This window comes from Thalassococcus halodurans (assembly GCF_900108225.1).
GTDB classification, from domain to species: Bacteria; Pseudomonadota; Alphaproteobacteria; order Rhodobacterales; family Rhodobacteraceae; genus Thalassococcus; species Thalassococcus halodurans.
On the sequence record NZ_FNUZ01000010.1, the window covers coordinates 25,526 to 44,584 of the forward strand.

Consider the following 19,059-nt stretch of genomic DNA (forward strand, 5'->3'; position numbering starts at 1 on the left):
ATGGCCGGATTCGGGGCTGTTTTGCCGCTTGATTTCGGGGGTGTCGCGCTATCGTGGGAAACTATCGCGCGTTATAGTCCGTAATAGCGTGGTTTCTGGGGTTGAACCCGAAGGCGCGATGTCTATAACGCACGACAATTTGCGCCTTGGTGCCATGCGCCAAAGCCGACTCACCCTTGCAGTCTTTGAGGTCCGCCCATGCCCAAACGTACCGATATCAAATCCATCATGATCATCGGCGCCGGTCCTATTGTGATCGGACAAGCCTGCGAATTCGATTATTCAGGTGCCCAAGCCTGTAAAGCGCTGCGCGAAGAAGGCTATCGGGTCATCCTCGTGAACTCGAACCCCGCGACGATCATGACCGATCCGGGCCTTGCGGATGCCACCTACATCGAACCGATCACGCCCGAGGTTGTGGCCAAGATCATCGAAAAGGAACGCCCCGACGCGCTTCTGCCGACAATGGGCGGCCAGACAGGTCTGAACACCGCTCTCGAGCTTGAGGAAATGGGCGTCCTCGACAAGTTCAACGTGGAAATGATCGGCGCCAAGCGTGACGCCATCGAAATGGCCGAAGACCGCAAACTGTTCCGCGAAGCGATGGATCGCATCGGTCTGGAAAACCCCAAAGCCACCATCATCACCGCACCTAAAAAGGAAAACGGCACTGCCGACCTGAAAGAAGGCGTGCGCATGGCGATGGACGCGCTGGAAGAAATCGGTCTGCCGGCCATCATCCGCCCCGCCTTTACACTGGGCGGCACAGGCGGTGGTGTCGCGTACAACCGCGAAGACTATGAATACTACTGCCGCTCGGGCATGGACGCATCGCCGGTGAACCAGATCCTGGTCGATGAATCGCTGTTGGGCTGGAAAGAATACGAAATGGAAGTTGTCCGCGACAAAGCCGACAACGCCATCATCGTCTGTGCCATCGAAAACGTGGACCCGATGGGCGTGCATACAGGTGACTCGATCACTGTAGCACCCGCGCTGACGCTGACCGACAAAGAATACCAGATCATGCGCAACGGCTCGATCGCCGTTCTGCGCGAGATCGGCGTTGAAACCGGTGGTTCGAACGTTCAGTGGGCGATCAACCCCGAAGACGGCCGTATGGTTGTCATCGAAATGAACCCGCGCGTGTCGCGTTCGTCTGCTCTGGCATCCAAGGCCACAGGTTTCCCGATTGCGAAAATCGCGGCCAAATTGGCCATCGGTTACACGCTGGACGAACTGGACAACGACATCACCAAGGTCACTCCGGCGTCGTTCGAGCCGACCATCGACTATGTCGTCACCAAAATCCCGCGCTTTGCGTTCGAAAAATTCCCGGGCTCTGAACCCTATCTGACCACCGCGATGAAGTCGGTGGGCGAGGCGATGGCCATTGGCCGCACGATCCACGAATCGATGCAAAAGGCGCTGGCGTCCATGGAAACTGGCCTGACCGGTTTTGATGAGGTCGAAATCGACGGCGCACCGGACAAGGCCGCTGTGATCAAGGCGATCTCGGTCGCCACGCCCGACCGCATGCGCACCATTGCGCAAGCGATGCGTCACGGTCTGACCAACGACGAAATTCAGGCCACCACCAAATTCGACCCGTGGTTCCTTGATCGTATCCGCGAGATTGTAGAAGCCGAGGAAGACGTCCGCGCCAACGGTCTGCCGACCGACGCCGACGGCCTGCGTGGCCTGAAGATGATGGGCTTCTCGGATGCCCGTCTGGCCAAGCTGACCGGCAAGACAGAAAAGCAGGTCCGCGATCACCGCACGGGCGCTGGCGTGACTGCCGTCTTCAAGCGCATCGACACATGCGCCGCGGAATTTGAAGCGCAAACGCCCTACATGTATTCCACCTACGAGGCCCCGATGATGGGCGAGGTCGAATGCGAAGCGCGTCCGTCCGACAAAAAGAAAGTCGTCATTCTGGGTGGCGGTCCCAACCGGATCGGTCAAGGGATCGAGTTCGACTACTGCTGCTGTCACGCCTGTTTCGCGCTGACCGACGCGGGGTACGAGACCATCATGGTCAACTGTAACCCCGAAACGGTGTCCACAGACTATGACACGTCCGACCGTCTGTACTTTGAACCGCTGACGTTCGAACACGTGATGGAAATTCTGCGTGTCGAACAGTCCAACGGCACCCTGCACGGCGTGATCGTTCAGTTCGGCGGTCAGACACCGCTGAAACTGGCCAACGCGCTGGAGGAAGAAGGCATTCCGATCCTCGGCACCACGCCGGACGCGATCGACCTTGCCGAAGACCGTGAACGGTTCCAGGCGCTGGTCAACGAACTGGGCCTGAAGCAGCCGAAGAACGGCATCGCGTCCACCGACGAACAGGCCATCGCGATTGCAGAAGACATCGGCTTCCCGCTGGTGATCCGCCCGTCCTACGTTCTGGGTGGCCGCGCGATGGAAATCGTCCGCGATATGGATCACCTGAAACGCTACATCAACGAAGCGGTTGTGGTTTCCGGCGACAGCCCCGTTCTGCTCGACAGCTACCTGTCCGGCGCGGTTGAGCTGGACGTTGACGCGCTCTGTGACGGCACTGACGTGCACGTTGCGGGCATCATGCAGCACATCGAAGAGGCTGGCGTACACTCGGGCGACTCCGCCTGTTCGCTGCCGCCTTACTCGCTGGCTGACGATGTGATCGAACAGATCAAGGAGCAGACACACGCACTGGCCAAAGCGCTGAATGTTGTCGGTCTGATGAACGTCCAGTTCGCGATCAAGAACGGCGACATCTACCTGATCGAGGTCAACCCGCGCGCGTCCCGTACCGTGCCCTTCGTGGCCAAAGCGACAGACAGCGCCATTGCGTCCATCGCAGCGCGCATCATGGCGGGCGAGAAACTGTCGGCCTTCCCGCTGCGCGAACGTCTGGCTGAGAAAGTCGATTACGACAGCAACGTGCCGATGGCCGATCCGATGACACTGGCCGATCCGAACATGCCGTGGTTCAGCGTGAAAGAGGCCGTTCTGCCCTTCGCCCGCTTCCCCGGCGTGGACACGATCCTTGGCCCGGAAATGCGTTCCACAGGCGAGGTTATGGGCTGGGACCGCAACTTTGCCCGCGCCTTCCTGAAGGCACAGATGGGCGCAGGCACGCACCTGCCGCAAGAAGGCACAGTGTTCCTGTCCATCAAGGATGACGACAAAGGTGCGCAACTGATCGAAACAGCATCGATCCTGCGTGATCTGGGCTTCAACATCGTCGCAACCGCAGGCACCGCGTCCTACCTCAAGGAACAGGGCGTCGAGGCCGAGATCACCAAGAAGGTCTACGAAGGCCGTCCGAACGTGGTCGACGCGATGAAAGACGGTGGCATCCAGCTGGTCATGAACACGACCGAAGGCGCAGCCGCACTGGCCGACAGCCGCGAAATCCGCTCGGTCGCGCTTTATGACAAGATCCCGTACTTCACGACGCTCGCAGGCGCCCACGCCGCAGCACTGGCAATGAAAGCCCGCACAGAAGGCGACATCGTGGTGAAATCGCTGCAGGGCTAAATCGCTTTGCAGTCAAAACATCTAAACCCGCGCCTTCAAAGCGCGGGTTTTGTTTATTGGACGTCTCGCTGTAGCAAGGTAAATGACTTGCGCTTTACTTTGTCAGATGACGCATCAAACCACGTTATCACGATCTCTTCGTCGATTTCTCGGTCTGTATCTATATGCGAAAGCAGTCTGATCTCTCGGCCAGCTTCCAGAGCGTGTTTGAGCGGGAAGATTTCACGCTTTTTGTCAGTGTTGAAAAAGCTTTGATCCTCTTTGATCTGCAGATCGAGTCCTCTCGCAGCATGTGGTCCTAAGTTTTGAATGCATAGAACTACGTGATCGTCAGGTTGTCCCAAAAGTACGACCGAGATGTTTGCAATTTTCGACTTCCTGATTTGCTCGTTTTGCTGAGCGATCTGCCCTTCGGAAACCTTCTTTGCGTTCGCGTTGTGCGGCTTCGTGTTGTTTATATTTTTAATCGTGTAAAATAAGGCTGCAGCGGAAATGCCAATGGCAACAACTTCTGCAATCGTAATGGAAAGAAAATCAGGCATGCTGTGATCCGCTGCTATTCTGAAAATGCTTTTATAAAGGTCGTTCAGCATGAGCGGACGGCATAGCGAAATCAAGGCCAGCCGATTTATTGTACTTGTTTCGCGGAATACCATCACTACTCCACATCCCCTCAAGCCTCTGATAAACGACCCTCAACTTCTTTGATGATTGAGGCACCCTATGTCCCGACCCAAGCCTGTTGTTCTGACCATTCTGGACGGTTGGGGGATTGGTCCCTCTGAGGTGGCGAATGCGCCTGCTTTGGCGGACACGCCCACGATGGATCGGCTGATGGCCGACTGCCCCCACGCCACGCTGATCACCCACGGCCCCGATGCGGGTCTGCCCAGCGGGCAGATGGGCAACTCTGAAGTCGGGCACACCAACATCGGTGCGGGTCGCGTTGTGGCGATGGACTTGGGTCAGATTGATCTGGCGATTGAGGACGGCTCTTACTTCGACAACGACGCGCTGCAGGAATTTGTATCCAAGGTCAAAAACACCGGCGGCACCGCGCATATCATGGGCGTGATCTCGGACGGTGGTGTGCATGGGCATCTGGATCATGTCGCGGCCTCGGCCAGGGCGATCCACGATGCGGGCGTGCCGGTTGTGATCCACGCGATCACCGATGGTCGCGACGTCGCCCCGAAATCGGCCAAAGGGTATATCGAGGATTTCCAGTCCAAGCTGCCGGATGGTGTGCAGATCGTCACTGTGATCGGTCGCTACTTTGCCTTGGACCGTGACAACCGCTGGGAACGCGTGAAAACCGCCTATGACGCGATGGTATCCGGCGCGGGTGATAAGGCCGATGGTGCGCTTGAGGCTGTCGATCAGGCCTATGCCGCCGACAAGACCGATGAGTTCATCCCCGCCACCGTGATTGGTGACTACGACGGGTTCAAAGAGGGTGACGGTTTCTTCTGCACCAACTTCCGCGCTGACCGCGCGCGCGAAATTCTGGCCGCTCTGGCCGCGCCCCAGTTTGACGGCTGGGATCGGGGCGATGCGCCAGTCGACATCGCGCTGGGCATGGTCGAATACTCGGAAGGCCACAACGCTTATCTGACGACTGTTTTCCCGCCGCGCGACATCAAGAACACGCTGGGCGAATGGGTGGCCAAGCAGGGTCTGCGCCAGTTCCGTCTGGCCGAGACCGAGAAATACCCCCATGTCACCTTCTTCCTGAACGGCGGCAAGGAAGACCCTGAAGAGGGCGAAGACCGCTTTATGCCGAAGTCGCCCAACGTGGCGACTTATGATCTGCAACCGGAAATGAGCGCGCCCGAGGTGACGGCCAAATTCGTCGAGGCGATTGAAGAAGGCTACGACCTGATTGTTACCAACTACGCCAACCCCGATATGGTCGGTCACACCGGCGATCTACAGGCCGCGATGAAGGCGTGCGAGGCTGTGGATCAGGGACTGGCGCAGGTTGTTGAGGCCCTTGAAAAGGCCGGCGGCGCGATGATTGTGATTGCCGACCACGGCAACTGCGACATGATGGTTGATCCCGAAACAGGCAACCCGCACACGGCGCACACGCTGAATCCCGTGCCTGTCATTCTGTTCGGTGGCCCCGAGGGCGTGACTTTGGCCGACGGGCGTTTGGCCGATGTTGCGCCGACGCTGCTGGAACTGATGGGGCTGGAGCAGCCCGAAGAAATGACCGGCGAAAGTCTGATCCGCAAATGATCCGCATCCTGCCATATCTTGCCGCCGCTGTGCTGACCGCCGCGTCCGCCATGGCGCAAGATGTGGAGCAAGCGGCCCGTGCCGCCGCGAGCCAATTGGAAGCGGCACAAATCCAGCTGTCAAAGGCCGATGCTGCGCGTGATCGTGTGGCGGCATTGACGGCCACCGTTCAGGCCTACGAATCCGGCCTTGCCGCGATGCGGGACGGCCTGCGTGCCGTCGCCACGCGCGAGGCGCAGCTAAAGCGCGATCTGGAAGCGCGGGAAGAGGACATCGCCCAGCTGGTCGGTGTTCTTCAATCCATGAGCAAAGGCGACGTTCCCCAACAGATGCTGCACCCACAGGGGCCGATGGGCGCTGCGCGGGCAGGTATGCTGGTGTCCGATCTGACGCCGGAACTGGCCCGTCGTGCCGAAGAATTGCGCGCCGAGCTGGAAGAAATCACCACCCTGCGCACGCTTCAGGAAAACGCGCTCTTGACGCTGCAAGAGGGGCTGAGCGGCGTTCAGACAGCGCGCACCGAACTTAGTCAGGCTGTGGCCGACCGCACTGACTTGCCGAAACGGTTCAGCGAAGACCCCGTTCGCTCGGCCATTCTGATCGCGGCGTCGGAAACGCTGGAAGGGTTTGCCAGCGGCCTCAGCGAAATCACCCGCGATGACACCGGCGTGCCTGCGCCGGTTCTGGATGTGCCAAAGGGCGAATTGGCCTTGCCGGTGCAGGGCACAGTACTGCGGCGCGCCAATCAGGCGGATGCCGCGGGCGTTGTGCGCCCCGGCGTTCTGATCGCCACGCGACCGCAGGCTTTGGTCACCACACCAGTGCCCGCAACCATCCGATATCGCGGTCCGCTGCTAAATTACGGATTAGTAATTATACTTGAACCCCAACCTGATTTATTGATCGTTCTGGCCGGATTGGGTCAGGTTTTTGGTGATGTTGGACAGGTTCTGCCATCTGGCGCCCCCGTGGGGCTGATGGGTGGCGATACTCAAGTCGCAGACACCTCTGCGTTACAAAGCGTGGAAAGGGCTGGAAACCAGCGACCGGAAACGCTCTATATAGAAGTAAGAGAAGGTGACGCCACTGTGGATCCGTTCACCTGGTTCAGCATCGACAAGGGATGAGAACAGAATGAAAAAATTCATCGTCGCGACATTGGGCGGTACACTGGCCGGTGTGATTGCCACTACCCAGTTCGTCGGACCGCTTTTGGCGCAAGAGGCACAGAGCAAAACATCCGTTTACGAACAGCTTGATCTGTTCGGTGACATCTTCGAACGCATCCGCGCCCAGTACGTGGAGGAGGTTGATGAAAAGGATCTGATCGAAGCGGCCATCAACGGCATGCTGACATCGCTTGATCCGCACTCCAGCTATCTGTCGCCCGATGATGCGGCTGACATGCGCGTCCAGACGCGCGGCGAATTCGGCGGCTTGGGCATCGAGGTCACTCAGGAAGACGGCTTTGTCAAAGTTGTCTCGCCCATCGATGACACCCCCGCGATGGAAGCCGGCATTGAAGCGGGCGACTTTATCACCCACGTTGACGGCGACTCGGTTCTGGGTCTGACTTTGGACGAAGCGGTCGAACTGATGCGCGGTCCGGTGGGGTCCGAGATTGTCATCACCGTTGTGCGCGAAGGCGAAGCGGAACCGTTCGACGTTACAATCGTGCGCGACACCATCACCCTGACAGCCGTCCGTTCGCGCACCGAAGGTGAAACCGTTGTCCTGCGGATCACAACCTTCAACGAACAGACCTACCCGAACCTTGAAGAAGGCATCGCCAAGCAGATCGAGGCCGCAGGCGGCATCGACAATGTGAACGGCTTTGTTGTCGACCTGCGCAACAACCCGGGTGGTCTGCTGACACAGGCGATCAAGGTGTCCGACGCTTTCCTTGAAAAGGGTGAAATCGTTTCGACACGTGGCCGCCAGCCGGAAGATGGCGAACGCTACAACGCGACCGTTGGCGATCTGGCCCAAGGCAAACCGCTGGTCGTTCTGATCAACGGTGGTTCTGCGTCGGCGTCTGAAATCGTTGCCGGTGCCCTTCAGGATCACCGCCGTGCGATCGTTGTCGGCACGAAAAGCTTTGGTAAGGGCTCGGTCCAGACCGTTATGCCGCTGCGTGGCGACAGCGGAATGCGCCTGACCACAGCGCGCTATTACACGCCGTCGGGTCGTTCGATTCAGGCGCTGGGCGTGTCCCCCGATATCGTCGTCCAACAGCCCCGTCGTGATCCCAACGCCGAGACCGAGGAAGAAGAAACACCGACAACACGGTCCGAGGCAGATCTGCGCGGCGCGCTGAACAACGACAGCCTGTCCGAGGATGAAATCCGCCAGATCGAGGAAGACCGCGCCAAGGCAGAAGCCGCCGCAGCCCTGCGCGAAGAGGATTACCAGCTGGCCTATGCCATCGACATCCTCAAAGGCTATTCCACGCTGCTTCCGTCGAAATAAGCGGATCAGGAAAGACAACCTCAACACCCCGGCCAACGTCGGGGTGTTTTCGTTTCAGCGGGATTTCGCCCGCCGCAAAACCACTTGCCGTTTCCCTGCTGTCGCGGCTGCGGTAAACTGATGAAAAGACTTCAAGACCAAAGGCACCCTATGACCAAGATCGACATCGAAAGCCTTCCCTACCGTCCCTGCGTTGGCGTGATGCTGGCCAATAAAGACGGTCAGGTTTTTGTGGGCCAGCGCATCGATAACCCCGGTCCAGCGTGGCAGATGCCGCAAGGCGGTGTCGATAAGGGCGAAGACCCGCAGGATGCGGCGTTCCGTGAATTGTGGGAAGAAACCGGCGTCACCGCCGATCTGGTCACGCTTGAGGCGGTGACATCGGATTGGGTGAAATACGAACTGCCTGCCGAACTGGTTCCCAAGCTGTGGAAGGGCAAATTCCGCGGTCAGGAACAGAAGTGGTATTTGATGCGCTTCAACGGGACCGACGATCAGATCCAGATCGAAACGGACCACCCAGAATTCTCCGAATGGCGCTGGTCGCCGGTTGATGAGCTGATCGAAAAGATTGTGCCTTTCAAGCGCGACGTCTACCGCGCTGTTCTGGCCGAATTCGGAGATAAGATATGATCCGAGCGCTGTTGATTGCGGGCCTTGTTGCGGCCTCGGGCCCTGCGTTCGCTCTCTCCTGCATTCCGCCTGATCCGGCACGCGATTTCGAACGTGCGGCCAGCGATGAAAATCAATGGGTCGTGGTGCATGGCAAGCTGACATTTGACAAACGCCTGTTGCCCAACCGTGACGGCCCGTCGAATGACGCCGCCCCGACAACGGACATTCCGGCATATTTCAAAGGCTATTCGTTGACGCGCGACGGCTTTACCAATCGGTTCGAAACCCCGATCACCCTGACGGCCCGCTGTTTCGGCCCGTGGTGCGGGGGCGCCGTGTCGGACACCGACTATCTCGCCTTCATGCTAAAAGACGGCAGCAGTTACACGATGACGGTCGACCCCTGTGGCAGCAACAGCTATCCCAAACCGTCGCAAGAGGTTCTGGACCGCATGCAGGCCTGTATGAACGGCGACTGCCCCGTGGCTGACGGCCCGATCCTACAGCGCAAAAAGCGTTAACGCAGCGCCTGTAGGATACGCAGGGATGCATAGCCGTCGGGCTTCATCCCGCGCGATTGCTGGAATCGGCGCACGGCGTTGATGGTCAGCGGCCCGATCTTGCCATCCACCTTTACCGTGTCGAACCCCTTTGCCGTCAGCCTGCGCTGCATCTCGGTCCGTTCGGCATAGGTCAGCGCCCGATCGCCACGCGGCCACTTGCTCTGAATGGCGCGTCCGCCCTTGATCCGGTCCGCCAGATGACCGACCGCAATCACATAGGCGTCGGCGGTGTTGTAGCGCTCGATCACGTCGAAGTTTTTGAAAATCATAAAGGCCGCGCCATCTGCACCAGCGGGCAACAGAACCGAAGCCGCCCCGTGATCGCGCACCGGTTTTCCATCCACACCAACCACGCCCATAGCGGCCCAATCCGAAGGCATTTTTAGCGTCTCGCGGTTGGCCTGCAGGTAATCAAACCCGTCAGGAATGCGCACCTCGACACCCCAAGGCTGGCCTTTGATCCAGCCGTGATGCTTCAGATACGCGGCGGTCGAGGCCAAGGCATCGGTCGGATCATCCGACCAGATGTCGCGTTTGCCGTCGCCGGTAAAATCCACGGCTAGCGCGTGATAGGACGACGGCATGAACTGGGTGTGCCCCATCGCGCCCGCCCAACTGCCCTTCATCTTGGCAGGGGTCGTATCGCCCGACTGCAGGATCTTCAGCGCGCCAATCAGCTCGTCTTCGAAAAAGTCACTGCGGCGGCTGCCATAGGCCAACGTGGCCAAAGACCCGATGGTCGAATTCGACCCGCGGAACGATCCATAGGCAGACTCGAGCCCCCAGATCGCCACGACGACCTCTTTGTCGACGCCATAGCGCTGTTCGATCCGGTTCAGAACCGCGCCTTCCCGCGCCAATGCCTTTTTGCCGTTAGCAATGCGCGTGTCAGATACGGCCGTGTCCAGATAATCCCAGATCGTTTTGGTGAATTCCGATTGGTTCTTGTCCCGCTTGATCACGTCAGGATCATAGCGCACGCCCTTGAAGGCCTGATCCAGAACCGAGCGGCGAATGCCCTGCGCCTCGGCTCGTGTGCGGAATTGCCGAACCCAGCGATCGAACCCTGCCTGACCGGCGGTTTCGACCACATCGCGCGACGCAGGCCGCGCTTTGGGCCGGACGGGCAATGAAAGCGATGCCACCTGAACGCCTTCCACTGGCCGCACCTCGGGACGCAGCGATGATGCCACGGGCTCGAGCGCCCATGCCGATGTGCCGGAAAGTGAAAGTACCAAGCCTGCGACTGCCAGCGCCTTCATGGTGATTGCCCTTATGCTGCGCCTCTTTCCATCAACCCTAGCGCGTTTCAGAGCCCCCCAAAAGCGGGCCGCTCAGGACGCGCGTAACCTTGCCGATTCCATCTCTTGCTTGAATTCGCGCAGCAACGACGTGCGATGGGGCCGGAAGCTGGTCTGCGTGACCTCAAGCGCATCCATCCGGTCCAAACGGAAAGCGCGAAATCCGTCCCGCAACAGGCAATAGGCCAGCAGGCAGTGGCTGGATTGGAAAAACACGATGCCCAACGGTTTGACCTCGCGTTCGGTGCTGTCACCCTTGGCATCCCGATAGGCAAACCGTACCTGCCGTTCTTCCCAGATCGCTGTGCGCAAGGTACGGGCCGCGACGGTTGGCGCGGGGGGCCGGTCAAACCGGTGCGCTGTCAGCACTGCATGCTTCAGGCGGTGTGACTGCGTCGCAGGCAACCGTGCCCCGAGCTTGGTTAGGGCGGCCTCGGCAGAGGAGGCAAGATCGGGATCGCCCACAGCCATCACCTCGCGCAGGCCTAGAACCAGTGCCTCGATCTCTTCGGTGTCAAAGGCCAAGGGTGGCAGTTGCGCGTCTTCGATCAGCGTATACCCGAACCCCGCCGCGCCATCGATCACGGCGCCCAAACCGCGCAACGTTTCAATGTCGCGATATAACGTGCGCGGCGACACCCCCGTGTCGTCTGCCAGCTGTTCGGCGGTGACAGGTGACGGCAAACGCCGCAGCGCTTGCATCAGTTGGAAAAGGCGTTCGGTGCGGGCCATAAATTACTCGGGGCAATGACTGCTGACAAAAACTGACATGACTGTGCGCTACGAACACACCAACAGTCAAAGGAGTTTTCGATGCTGACATTGCACACCTTCTACCCCGCTTTAGGCAACCACAGCGCCAGCCCGTTCTGCGTCAAAGCGATGGTTCTTCTGAACCTTGCAGGGATGGAGTGGACGCCGAACTGGGTTCAGAACCCCAGCAAGTTTGCCTACAAGAAACTCCCAGTCGTCGAGACACCGAATTTTATGGTGAATGACAGCAATCTGTTGATCGACTGGCTGGAAGAGCAGGGCAAAGACATGTTTCCCGGTCTTGATGCCAAAGCCCGCGCCACCGCCCGTGCGGTGATCCGCATGACAGAACAGAACCTGACCGAAGGGCTGGTCTATAACCGTTGGCTGATTGATGACTGCTGGACGGTTCTAAACCGGCAGGTGTTCGGTGGCCTTCCGGCGCCGCTGAAATTGTTCGTGCCCAATATGGTGCGGAAAACGATCAGGCAGCGGATGGATCTAAACGGGATGGGCCGGTTTTCCGAAGAAGACCGTATGACCTATCTCAGCCGCGATCTTGATACCATCGCGGCCTTTATCGACGACGCGTTCTTGTTCGGGACAACACCGACAGCGGCGGATGCAGCGGTTGCGCCGGTGCTTAGCATGATCGACACGCTGCCCGCCGACACCGCATTGCGCCGTCGTTTGCGGGGCGATGATAAGCTGATGGCCTACGTCGGGCGTGCGCGCGAACAGCTGTTTGCACAGCTGCCTGTGCCGGGTGCTAACCGCGCTTCTGCCGCGTGACCTTGATCTTGGCCTTCTTTTGTTTGGCCCGATCCAGTTTACGCTTTGATGGCGGTTTGCCCTTGGGGCCCTTGCGACCGGTGGGGCGTTTCGATCCACGACCCCGTCGATCGCCGCGCCCGCCTTTGGGCATCTCCTGATCTTCGATGGTCAGTAGTTCCAGCGCGATGCCGCCCGTGACAGGGGCGGCTTCGACCAGCTTTACGGTCACGCGCTGGCCAAGGCCGATCACCATGCCGGTTTCCGATCCCATCAGCGTCGCGCTGTCAGGGTCGAAATGGAAATATTCGCGACCCAGATTGCGCATCGGGATCAGCCCGTCGGCTCCTGTTTCGTCCAGGCGCACGAACACGCCGAACTTGGCAATGCCGCTGATCTTGCCGCTGAATTCTGCGCCCAACCGGTCCGACAGGAAGGCCGCCAGATATCGGTCTGTTGTGTCGCGTTCGGCGATCATCGACCGGCGTTCGGTTTGTGAAATATGCGTGCCGGTTTCTTCCAGCCGCTCGATTTCCTGCGCAGTCAGCCCGTCATCACCCCATTTGTGCGCGGTGATCAGGGCGCGGTGCACGATCAGGTCGGAATAGCGGCGGATGGGCGAAGTGAAATGCGCATAGTCCTGCAGCGCGAGGCCAAAGTGACCAAAGTTGATCGGCCCGTAATAGGCCTGCGTCATTGCCCGTAGGGTCGACAGGTTGATCAGCTCGGCTTCGTCCCGACCTGCGGCATCTGCCAGTAGTTTGTTCAGGTGCGCGGTTTGCAGAACCTGCCCTTTGGCCAGCGTCAGGCCAGCGGCCTCGGCGGTGTCGCGCAGGCTTTCCAGTTTGTCGGCAGGCGGCTCTTCGTGGACGCGGAAAAGCAAAGGTGTGTTCTTGGCCTTCAGCGTTTCAGCGGCGGCCACGTTGGCCAGAACCATGAACTCTTCAATCAGCTTGTGGGCATCAAGTCGGTCCACAAAGTTGACCGACGCCACTTTGCCGTCTTCCGTCAGAACGATCCGGCGTTCCGGCAGATCAAGGTTCAGCGGCTGGCGGCGTTCGCGCGCCAATTTCAGCGCGTGATAGGCCGCGTAAAGCGGTTTGATCACGTCATCCAGCATCGCGGCGCAGCGTTCATTCGGATCGCCGTCCATCGCCGCCTGTACCTCTTGATAGGTCAGGGACGCAGGCGACCGCATCAGGCCGCGCACGAACTTCTGTGATTTCTTGTGCCCGTGGGCATCGACGATCATCCGAACCGCGATACAGGCGCGCGGAACGCCTTCGTGCAGCGAGCACAGATCGCCCGACAGGCGGTCGGGCAGCATGGGCACGACACGGTCAGGGAAATAGCTGGAATTGCCACGCTTGCGGGCTTCGCGATCAAGCGGCGAACCAGGGCGCACGTAATGGGCCACATCGGCAATCGCGACCCAAATAACATGACCGCCGGGGTTCCTGGGGTCATCGTCGGCGTGGGCATAGACCGCATCGTCGTGGTCCCGCGCATCGGCAGGGTCGATGGTGACCAACGGCATGTCCCGCAGATCGACGCGCCCCGACAGGCCAGCGGGCTTTTTGGAATCCGCGTCGGCCAGAACGTCGTCGGGGAAATCGTCGGGGATGCCGTGCTGATGGATGGCAATCAGGCTGACAGCGCGCGGTTCGCTGGGATCACCCAGACGCGCGACGATACGCGCACGGGGATGCATGCGGTTGGGCGCACCCAGCTGCTCGGCCTCGACCAGCTCGCCTTCCTGTGCGCCACCCGTGGCATCGGGGCCAACGCGCCATTCAGTATCGACACCTTTGTCGATGGCTTTGATCACGCCACCTTCCGAGTATTTCTTGAATATACCGACTATTTTTTTGGGGTTAGACCCAATCCGCCGGATCAACCGCGCCTCGTATTGATGCTCGGGGTCTTTCACCGCAGTCAGCCTCGCAAGGATGCGATCGCCAACACCCAAAGCCGGATCACCCGCGCGCGGGATCAGCAGAACCTTGGGCTCGATGCCGTCGCCATGCCATTCCAGCGGCTTGGCCATCATGTCGCCGTCGGGCGTGGTTTCGGACACTTGCAGCACGCTGACAGGCGGAAGCTTGTCCGGATCGCGATAGGTCTTGCTGCGCTTGGTCAGGTGACCTTCGGCCTCAAGCTCTTTCAGGATGCGCTTCAGATCGATGCGCTGCGCACCCTTGATCCCAAAGGCCTTGGCGATGTCGCGTTTGGCGGTTTGGGTAGGGTTCTCGGTGATCCATTCAAGAATCTGGTCTTTGCTAGGCAGGGTGCTCATGTTCGGCACTTAGCATGCCTGCAAGGGGGCGTCATCCGAAACCGATCACAGGTCGCGGCGCATGTCTTTGTGCGGGATTCCGGCATCGTCGTAGAAGTCGCCGTAGGCCACAAAGCCAAGGCGCTCGTAGAACGGAATGGCGTGATCCTGCGCGCTAAGCTGCGCAGTGGGCAGCCCCATATCACGAACCACGTCCAGCCCCGCCAGAACCAGCTTTTGACCGACCTTATGACCACGGGCCGAGCGCAGAACGCAGATGCGCCCGATATAGCCCACGCCACCCTTTTCATAAACGCGGGCGGTGCCAACAGGGGTGCCGTCCAGCGTCGCCAAAAGGTGCTGTGCGACGTCATCAATGACATCGAATTCCTCGGCCATTGGAATGCGTTGTTCTTCGACAAACACAGCGATCCGGATATCGCGGCAGGCGTTGAAATTCGACGTCGGGGCGACCGTGACAGTCATCAGGCGAAGTAGTCGGTCAGGATGCGGGAATAGATCGCCTTCAATGCGCGGATCTGATCGATATCCACCCGTTCATCCACCTGATGCATTGTTTTGCCAACAAGGCCGAATTCCACAACGGGGCAATGGTGCTGCATGAAGCGCGCGTCCGATGTGCCACCCGACGTGGACAGTTCCGGCGTGACGCCCGTTTCCGCCTGCACGGATTTGGCCACCAGATCAGACAGATCACCCGGAGGCGTGATAAAGCTTTCGCCCGAGATTTTGACCTTCACCTCGGTTTCCGTTCCGAAATCGGCATCGACCAAAGCGGCTTGATCTTCCAGCCATTGGGTCAGGGCCGCACCGCTGTGTAGGTCGTTGAAACGGATGTTCAGCGTGGCTTTGGCTTCTGCCGGAATGACATTGGTCGCGGGGTTGCCCACGTCCATCGTGACAACCGCCAAGGTCGAGGCATCGAAGTGGTCCGAGCCTTCGTCCAAGGGGGTCGAGGCCAGACGATCCATCAGGCGCGCCAGGGCGTGGCAGGGGTTTTTCGCGCGGTGCGGATAGGCCGCGTGGCCCTGCACGCCGCGCACGGTGAAGAAGGCATTCAAGGAACCGCGACGGCCGATCTTCATCATCTCGCCCATTTCATTCGGGCAGGTGGGTTCACCCACCAGGCAGACGGACATACGTTCGTCGTTGTCCTTCATCCAATCCAACAACGCCACGGTGCCGTCCAACGCGTCACCTTCTTCATCGCCTGTGATGGTGATCACGACCGCGCCGTCAGGCGGGGTGGTCTGAACAAAGTCCACAGCCGCCGCAACAAAGGCCGCGACGCCCGATTTCATATCGGTCGCACCACGCCCCCAAAGTTGGCCGTCTTTTTCCTCGGCCCCGAAGGGATCAACCGTCCAAGCCGCCAGATCGCCGACAGGAACCACATCGGTATGGCCGTTAAAGCCAAAGCTGCGCGCGTGGCCTTTGTCACCCCAACGGGCGAACAGGTTGGCGATGCCGCCACGGTCGACACGGGTGCAGGTAAAGCCGGCCTCGGACAGCATTTTTTCCAGCAAAACAAGGGCGCCACCTTCTTCTGGCGTGACAGAGGGGCAGCGGATCAGATCGGCGGTCAATGTGACGGGATCGATTGTCATGGCGTGTTCCTTGATAGCTTGGGTCCGTGGCTAACCCGTTCAGAGCGCGAGGGCAAATGTGGCTGAAAAACCGCATTTGTCAGGTCTCATTTCGTCCGAAAAATGTCCAACGTTTAAAATTTTACGCTTTCGTGTATGCATGATTATCAAAAGATATAAGCCCGAGGCAGGGCAAGCAGACACCCAAACACGACACCCGGCACGCTTTGCGTGACCCAAACAAGTTGTGACCTCTGCGTTCTGACCTCGTTAAGGCACGAGGCAGATATGGTCCGAGGACGTAACCTTCCGATCGACACTCAGGCGAGTGCGATCGAAATGGCAGAAACCATCTTTGGCGATGGTGTTACGGTTGTCAGTGCGACGTACACTGGCGATGCGATTTCGTCTGGTATTTATACCGATGGTGATCGCCTGACGTCCGGTGTTACCCCGTCTGATGTCGGTGTCATCCTGTCCACGGGTGACGCAACAGATTTCACCAGCAACAACCGCTGGCAATCCAACCTGAACAGCAATACGTCGTCGAACACATCCGGCGTCAACAATGACCCGTTGTTCAACGCCGCCGCTGGCACGTCGACGTATGACGCGTCTTATATCGAGGTCGATTTCATTCCGACCGGCGACGTGATGACGATGCAGTTCGTCTTTTCGTCCGAAGAATACCCCGAATACGAAACCGCTGTTTATCAGGATTTTGTCGGCGTTTGGGTGAACGGTCAGCAGGTCGAAATGACCATCGGCGATGGTGATGCCGACCCGAACAACCTGAACTCGACCTCGAACGAGAACTTGTACGTCGACAACACCGGCGACCAGTACAACACCGAAATGGACGGCTTCACCGTCACCATGACGCTGACGATGAACGTCAATCCAGGTGAGGTGAACACGATCCGTATCGGTATCGCGGATGTGGTGGATTCGAACTATGACTCGAACCTGCTGATCGCGGCGGACTCGGTTCAGACGTCGGTTGTTGCCATCACCGACACCGCCAACGTTGTGCCCGAAGGCACCGTTGTGATCGATGTTCTGTCCAACGACATCAATCAGACGCCCGGCACGCTGACGATCACGCAGATCAACGGCCAGAACGTGTCGGCTGGCGATAGCGTGACGCTGGCAACGGGCCAGACTGTTACGCTGAATGCGGACGGCACGCTGACGTTCAACGCGGATGCTGACGAAGAGATCGTGAACTTCACCTATGCGGTGGAATCCGACAGCGGCATCACGGACACAGCCTTTGTCACCGTCAATCAGGTGCCGTGCTTTGTTGCAGGCACGATGATCGAAACCATTGATGGGCCGCGGCTGGTCGAAGACCTGAAAGTGGGTGATCTGGTGCTGACGCAGGACAATGGCTTTCAGCCGATGCGTTGGGTCGGGTCGCGCACGGTCGAGGCCAAGGGCGATATGGCACCTATTGAAATTGCTCGGAATACTTTCGGTATACACGAACGTTTGCAAATTTCCCCGCTTCATCGCCTGCTGGTGCGCGAGTTTCAGGCCGAATTGATGTTCGGTGATGCCGAGGTGCTGATTGCAGCGAAATATCTGGTGAACGATGACACGATCCGCCGCGTCGAAGGGAAAAGCGTGACGTACTTCCACTTGATGTTCGACGCGCATGAGATCGTCTTTTCGAACGGTCTGGCATCCGAAAGCTTTCTGCCCGGACCGATGTTCTCGGACATTTTCGAACAAGAGACGCTGGACGAAATCTGCGAGATCTTCCCCGAACTCGATCCGCAAACAGGCGCTGGATATAGCGAACCGGCACGGCGTATACTCAGAGCATACGAAGCGCAGGTATTGGGGCAAGTCGCAGCATGAGCTGGATCGCGGTTGCAGGGGGCGAGCGAAACTGGACCTGTCCGGACATCTTTTCGTCTGATGCGGCTTCGGGCGAGGCACTGTTACCGCGTGGATCGCTGGTTATCGAAACCCGCCTGTCACCGCATGGCCGCCCGCAGATGTTGCTGGCTTATGAACGGCGCCATCCATGGGCGGGCCGTATTTCGCTTCAGGCACTTCCGGGGGGCAGTGTGGTTCTGGTCATGGCGCAGGGCGATGCGGTGTTTCACACCGTTCTTCCCGCGCATGAAAATGGCCGTACCGACGTTCTGCGTCTGACGTTTTCTTGGGATTCCCCGAGACGCTGGGCGCGGCTGTCTGTGGAACAGCCCGAAGGTGATGAGGTGCGGTCGGTCGAAACACCTGCGCCGCCGCCTTTGATGCTGAGCGATATCTTCACCATGATCCACCGCCCGCAGCTGTGCGAACGCGATGACGACGTGATCTATTTCGCGGTCTCAAGCGCAATCGAACCTGTAGGCCCGATGCCATCGATCTTTGGCGAGACCGAAGTCAGCACACCCTTCGGTGCCCGCGTGATTTCCAAGCTGAAACCCGGTGATCTGGTCTACACGCACAGCGGCGAATTGCAGCCTGTGCTGGCCAATATCTCGCGCAGGGTGCCTGCGCTGGGTTCGTTCCGGCCTGTGCGCCTTCGGTCGCCCTATTTGGGTCTGACGCGTGATATTCACGTGGCCCCGCACCAGAAGCTGGTGATTGGCGGTAGCGAAGTGGAATACACCTTTGGCCGTGAAGCGGTTCTGATCCCTGCTGAAAACCTTGTGAACGGGTTTACCGGTATCTACGAAGATCCACCGCTGTTCGTGCGGTATCATCAGGTGCTTTTGCCGAACCACGATGCCATTCAGGTGTCAGGCTGTGCGATTGAAAGCCTGTACGTGGGCCGCATGCGCCGTGATCGCGATTTGATGGATAAGACGCTGCTTGCGGATTTCCCTGCGCGGTCCATGCCCGAGCAGTTCCGTAAAGGCTATCAGGTTCTGAAACCGTTTGAAGCGGTGACTTTGGCCGAGGCGCGGGCGGCGTAA

General features: G+C 59.1%; 15 protein-coding genes. 9 read left to right on the forward strand and 6 right to left on the reverse strand.

Going from position 1 to position 19,059, the window contains the following annotated elements; all coding sequences use genetic code 11:
* Positions 1-198 precede the first annotated feature (198 nt).
* The gene (gene carB / locus C4S59_RS19010) at positions 199-3,531 is read left to right on the forward strand and encodes a carbamoyl-phosphate synthase large subunit (RefSeq protein ID WP_103911935.1); all 3,333 of its coding nucleotides are present in this window, start codon (positions 199-201) and stop codon (positions 3,529-3,531) included.
* Positions 3,532-3,584: 53 nt separating this feature from the next.
* On the opposite strand, the gene C4S59_RS19015 is transcribed toward carB, so the two are convergent.
* A complete protein-coding gene (locus tag C4S59_RS19015; protein WP_103911936.1) occupies positions 3,585-4,187 on the reverse strand; it encodes a hypothetical protein in 603 nt (200 codons plus the stop codon).
* A 67-nt stretch (positions 4,188-4,254) separates the two neighbouring features.
* Between C4S59_RS19015 and gpmI the strand changes: the two genes are divergently transcribed.
* The 5 genes from gpmI to C4S59_RS19040 all read left to right on the forward strand — a co-directional run bounded on the left by gpmI (position 4,255) and on the right by C4S59_RS19040 (position 9,377).
* The gene (gene gpmI / locus C4S59_RS19020; protein ID WP_103911937.1) at positions 4,255-5,772 is read left to right on the forward strand and encodes a 2,3-bisphosphoglycerate-independent phosphoglycerate mutase; all 1,518 of its coding nucleotides are present in this window, start codon (positions 4,255-4,257) and stop codon (positions 5,770-5,772) included.
* A complete protein-coding gene (locus tag C4S59_RS19025) occupies positions 5,769-6,899 on the forward strand; it encodes a murein hydrolase activator EnvC family protein (protein ID WP_103911938.1) in 1,131 nt (376 codons plus the stop codon). The genes gpmI and C4S59_RS19025 overlap by 4 nt, the downstream gene beginning before the upstream one ends.
* Positions 6,900-6,906: 7 nt before the next feature.
* Entirely contained in the window at positions 6,907-8,241 is a 1,335-nt protein-coding gene (locus C4S59_RS19030; protein WP_103911939.1) for a S41 family peptidase, read from the forward strand.
* Positions 8,242-8,391: 150 nt separating this feature from the next.
* Positions 8,392-8,874 carry an RNA pyrophosphohydrolase gene (locus C4S59_RS19035; protein ID WP_103911940.1) on the forward strand — a complete coding sequence of 161 codons (483 nt, stop codon included), beginning with the start codon at positions 8,392-8,394 and terminating at the stop codon, positions 8,872-8,874.
* The gene (locus C4S59_RS19040; protein ID WP_103911941.1) at positions 8,871-9,377 is read left to right on the forward strand and encodes a hypothetical protein; all 507 of its coding nucleotides are present in this window, start codon (positions 8,871-8,873) and stop codon (positions 9,375-9,377) included. Before C4S59_RS19035 ends, C4S59_RS19040 begins: the two co-directional genes overlap by 4 nt.
* On the opposite strand, the gene C4S59_RS19045 is transcribed toward C4S59_RS19040, so the two are convergent.
* Positions 9,374-10,681 (reverse strand): lytic murein transglycosylase, encoded by a 1,308-nt coding sequence (locus tag C4S59_RS19045; protein WP_103911942.1) that lies wholly within the window; start codon positions 10,679-10,681, stop codon positions 9,374-9,376. The genes C4S59_RS19040 and C4S59_RS19045 overlap by 4 nt on opposite strands.
* A gap of 72 nt (positions 10,682-10,753) precedes the next feature.
* Complete coding sequence (locus C4S59_RS19050; RefSeq protein WP_103911943.1) at positions 10,754-11,452, reverse strand: helix-turn-helix transcriptional regulator; 699 nt, start codon at positions 11,450-11,452, stop codon at positions 10,754-10,756.
* A gap of 81 nt (positions 11,453-11,533) precedes the next feature.
* Here C4S59_RS19050 and C4S59_RS19055 point away from each other — a divergent pair, with 81 nt between their 5' ends.
* A complete protein-coding gene (locus C4S59_RS19055; RefSeq protein WP_103911944.1) occupies positions 11,534-12,265 on the forward strand; it encodes a glutathione S-transferase family protein in 732 nt (243 codons plus the stop codon).
* On the opposite strand, the gene rnr is transcribed toward C4S59_RS19055, so the two are convergent.
* The 3 genes from rnr to dapE are packed head-to-tail and all read right to left on the reverse strand — an operon-like array spanning position 12,243 to position 16,147.
* On the reverse strand, positions 12,243-14,540 hold the full coding sequence (gene rnr, locus C4S59_RS19060; RefSeq protein ID WP_103911945.1) for a ribonuclease R: 2,298 nt from the start codon (positions 14,538-14,540) through the stop codon (positions 12,243-12,245). The genes C4S59_RS19055 and rnr overlap by 23 nt on opposite strands.
* Before the next feature lie 45 nt (positions 14,541-14,585).
* Complete coding sequence (locus tag C4S59_RS19065; RefSeq protein WP_103911946.1) at positions 14,586-15,005, reverse strand: GNAT family N-acetyltransferase; 420 nt, start codon at positions 15,003-15,005, stop codon at positions 14,586-14,588.
* Positions 15,005-16,147, reverse strand: coding sequence for a succinyl-diaminopimelate desuccinylase (dapE, locus tag C4S59_RS19070; RefSeq protein WP_103911947.1), 1,143 nt, complete (start codon positions 16,145-16,147; stop codon positions 15,005-15,007). Before dapE ends, C4S59_RS19065 begins: the two co-directional genes overlap by 1 nt.
* Positions 16,148-16,414: 267 nt before the next feature.
* On the opposite strand from dapE, the gene C4S59_RS19075 reads away from it, so the two are divergent.
* A complete protein-coding gene (locus C4S59_RS19075; RefSeq protein WP_103911948.1) occupies positions 16,415-17,989 on the forward strand; it encodes a Hint domain-containing protein in 1,575 nt (524 codons plus the stop codon).
* Positions 17,986-19,059: a Hint domain-containing protein gene (locus C4S59_RS19080; RefSeq protein ID WP_103911949.1), complete on the forward strand. Its 1,074-nt coding sequence runs from the start codon at positions 17,986-17,988 to the stop codon at positions 19,057-19,059. The genes C4S59_RS19075 and C4S59_RS19080 overlap by 4 nt, the downstream gene beginning before the upstream one ends.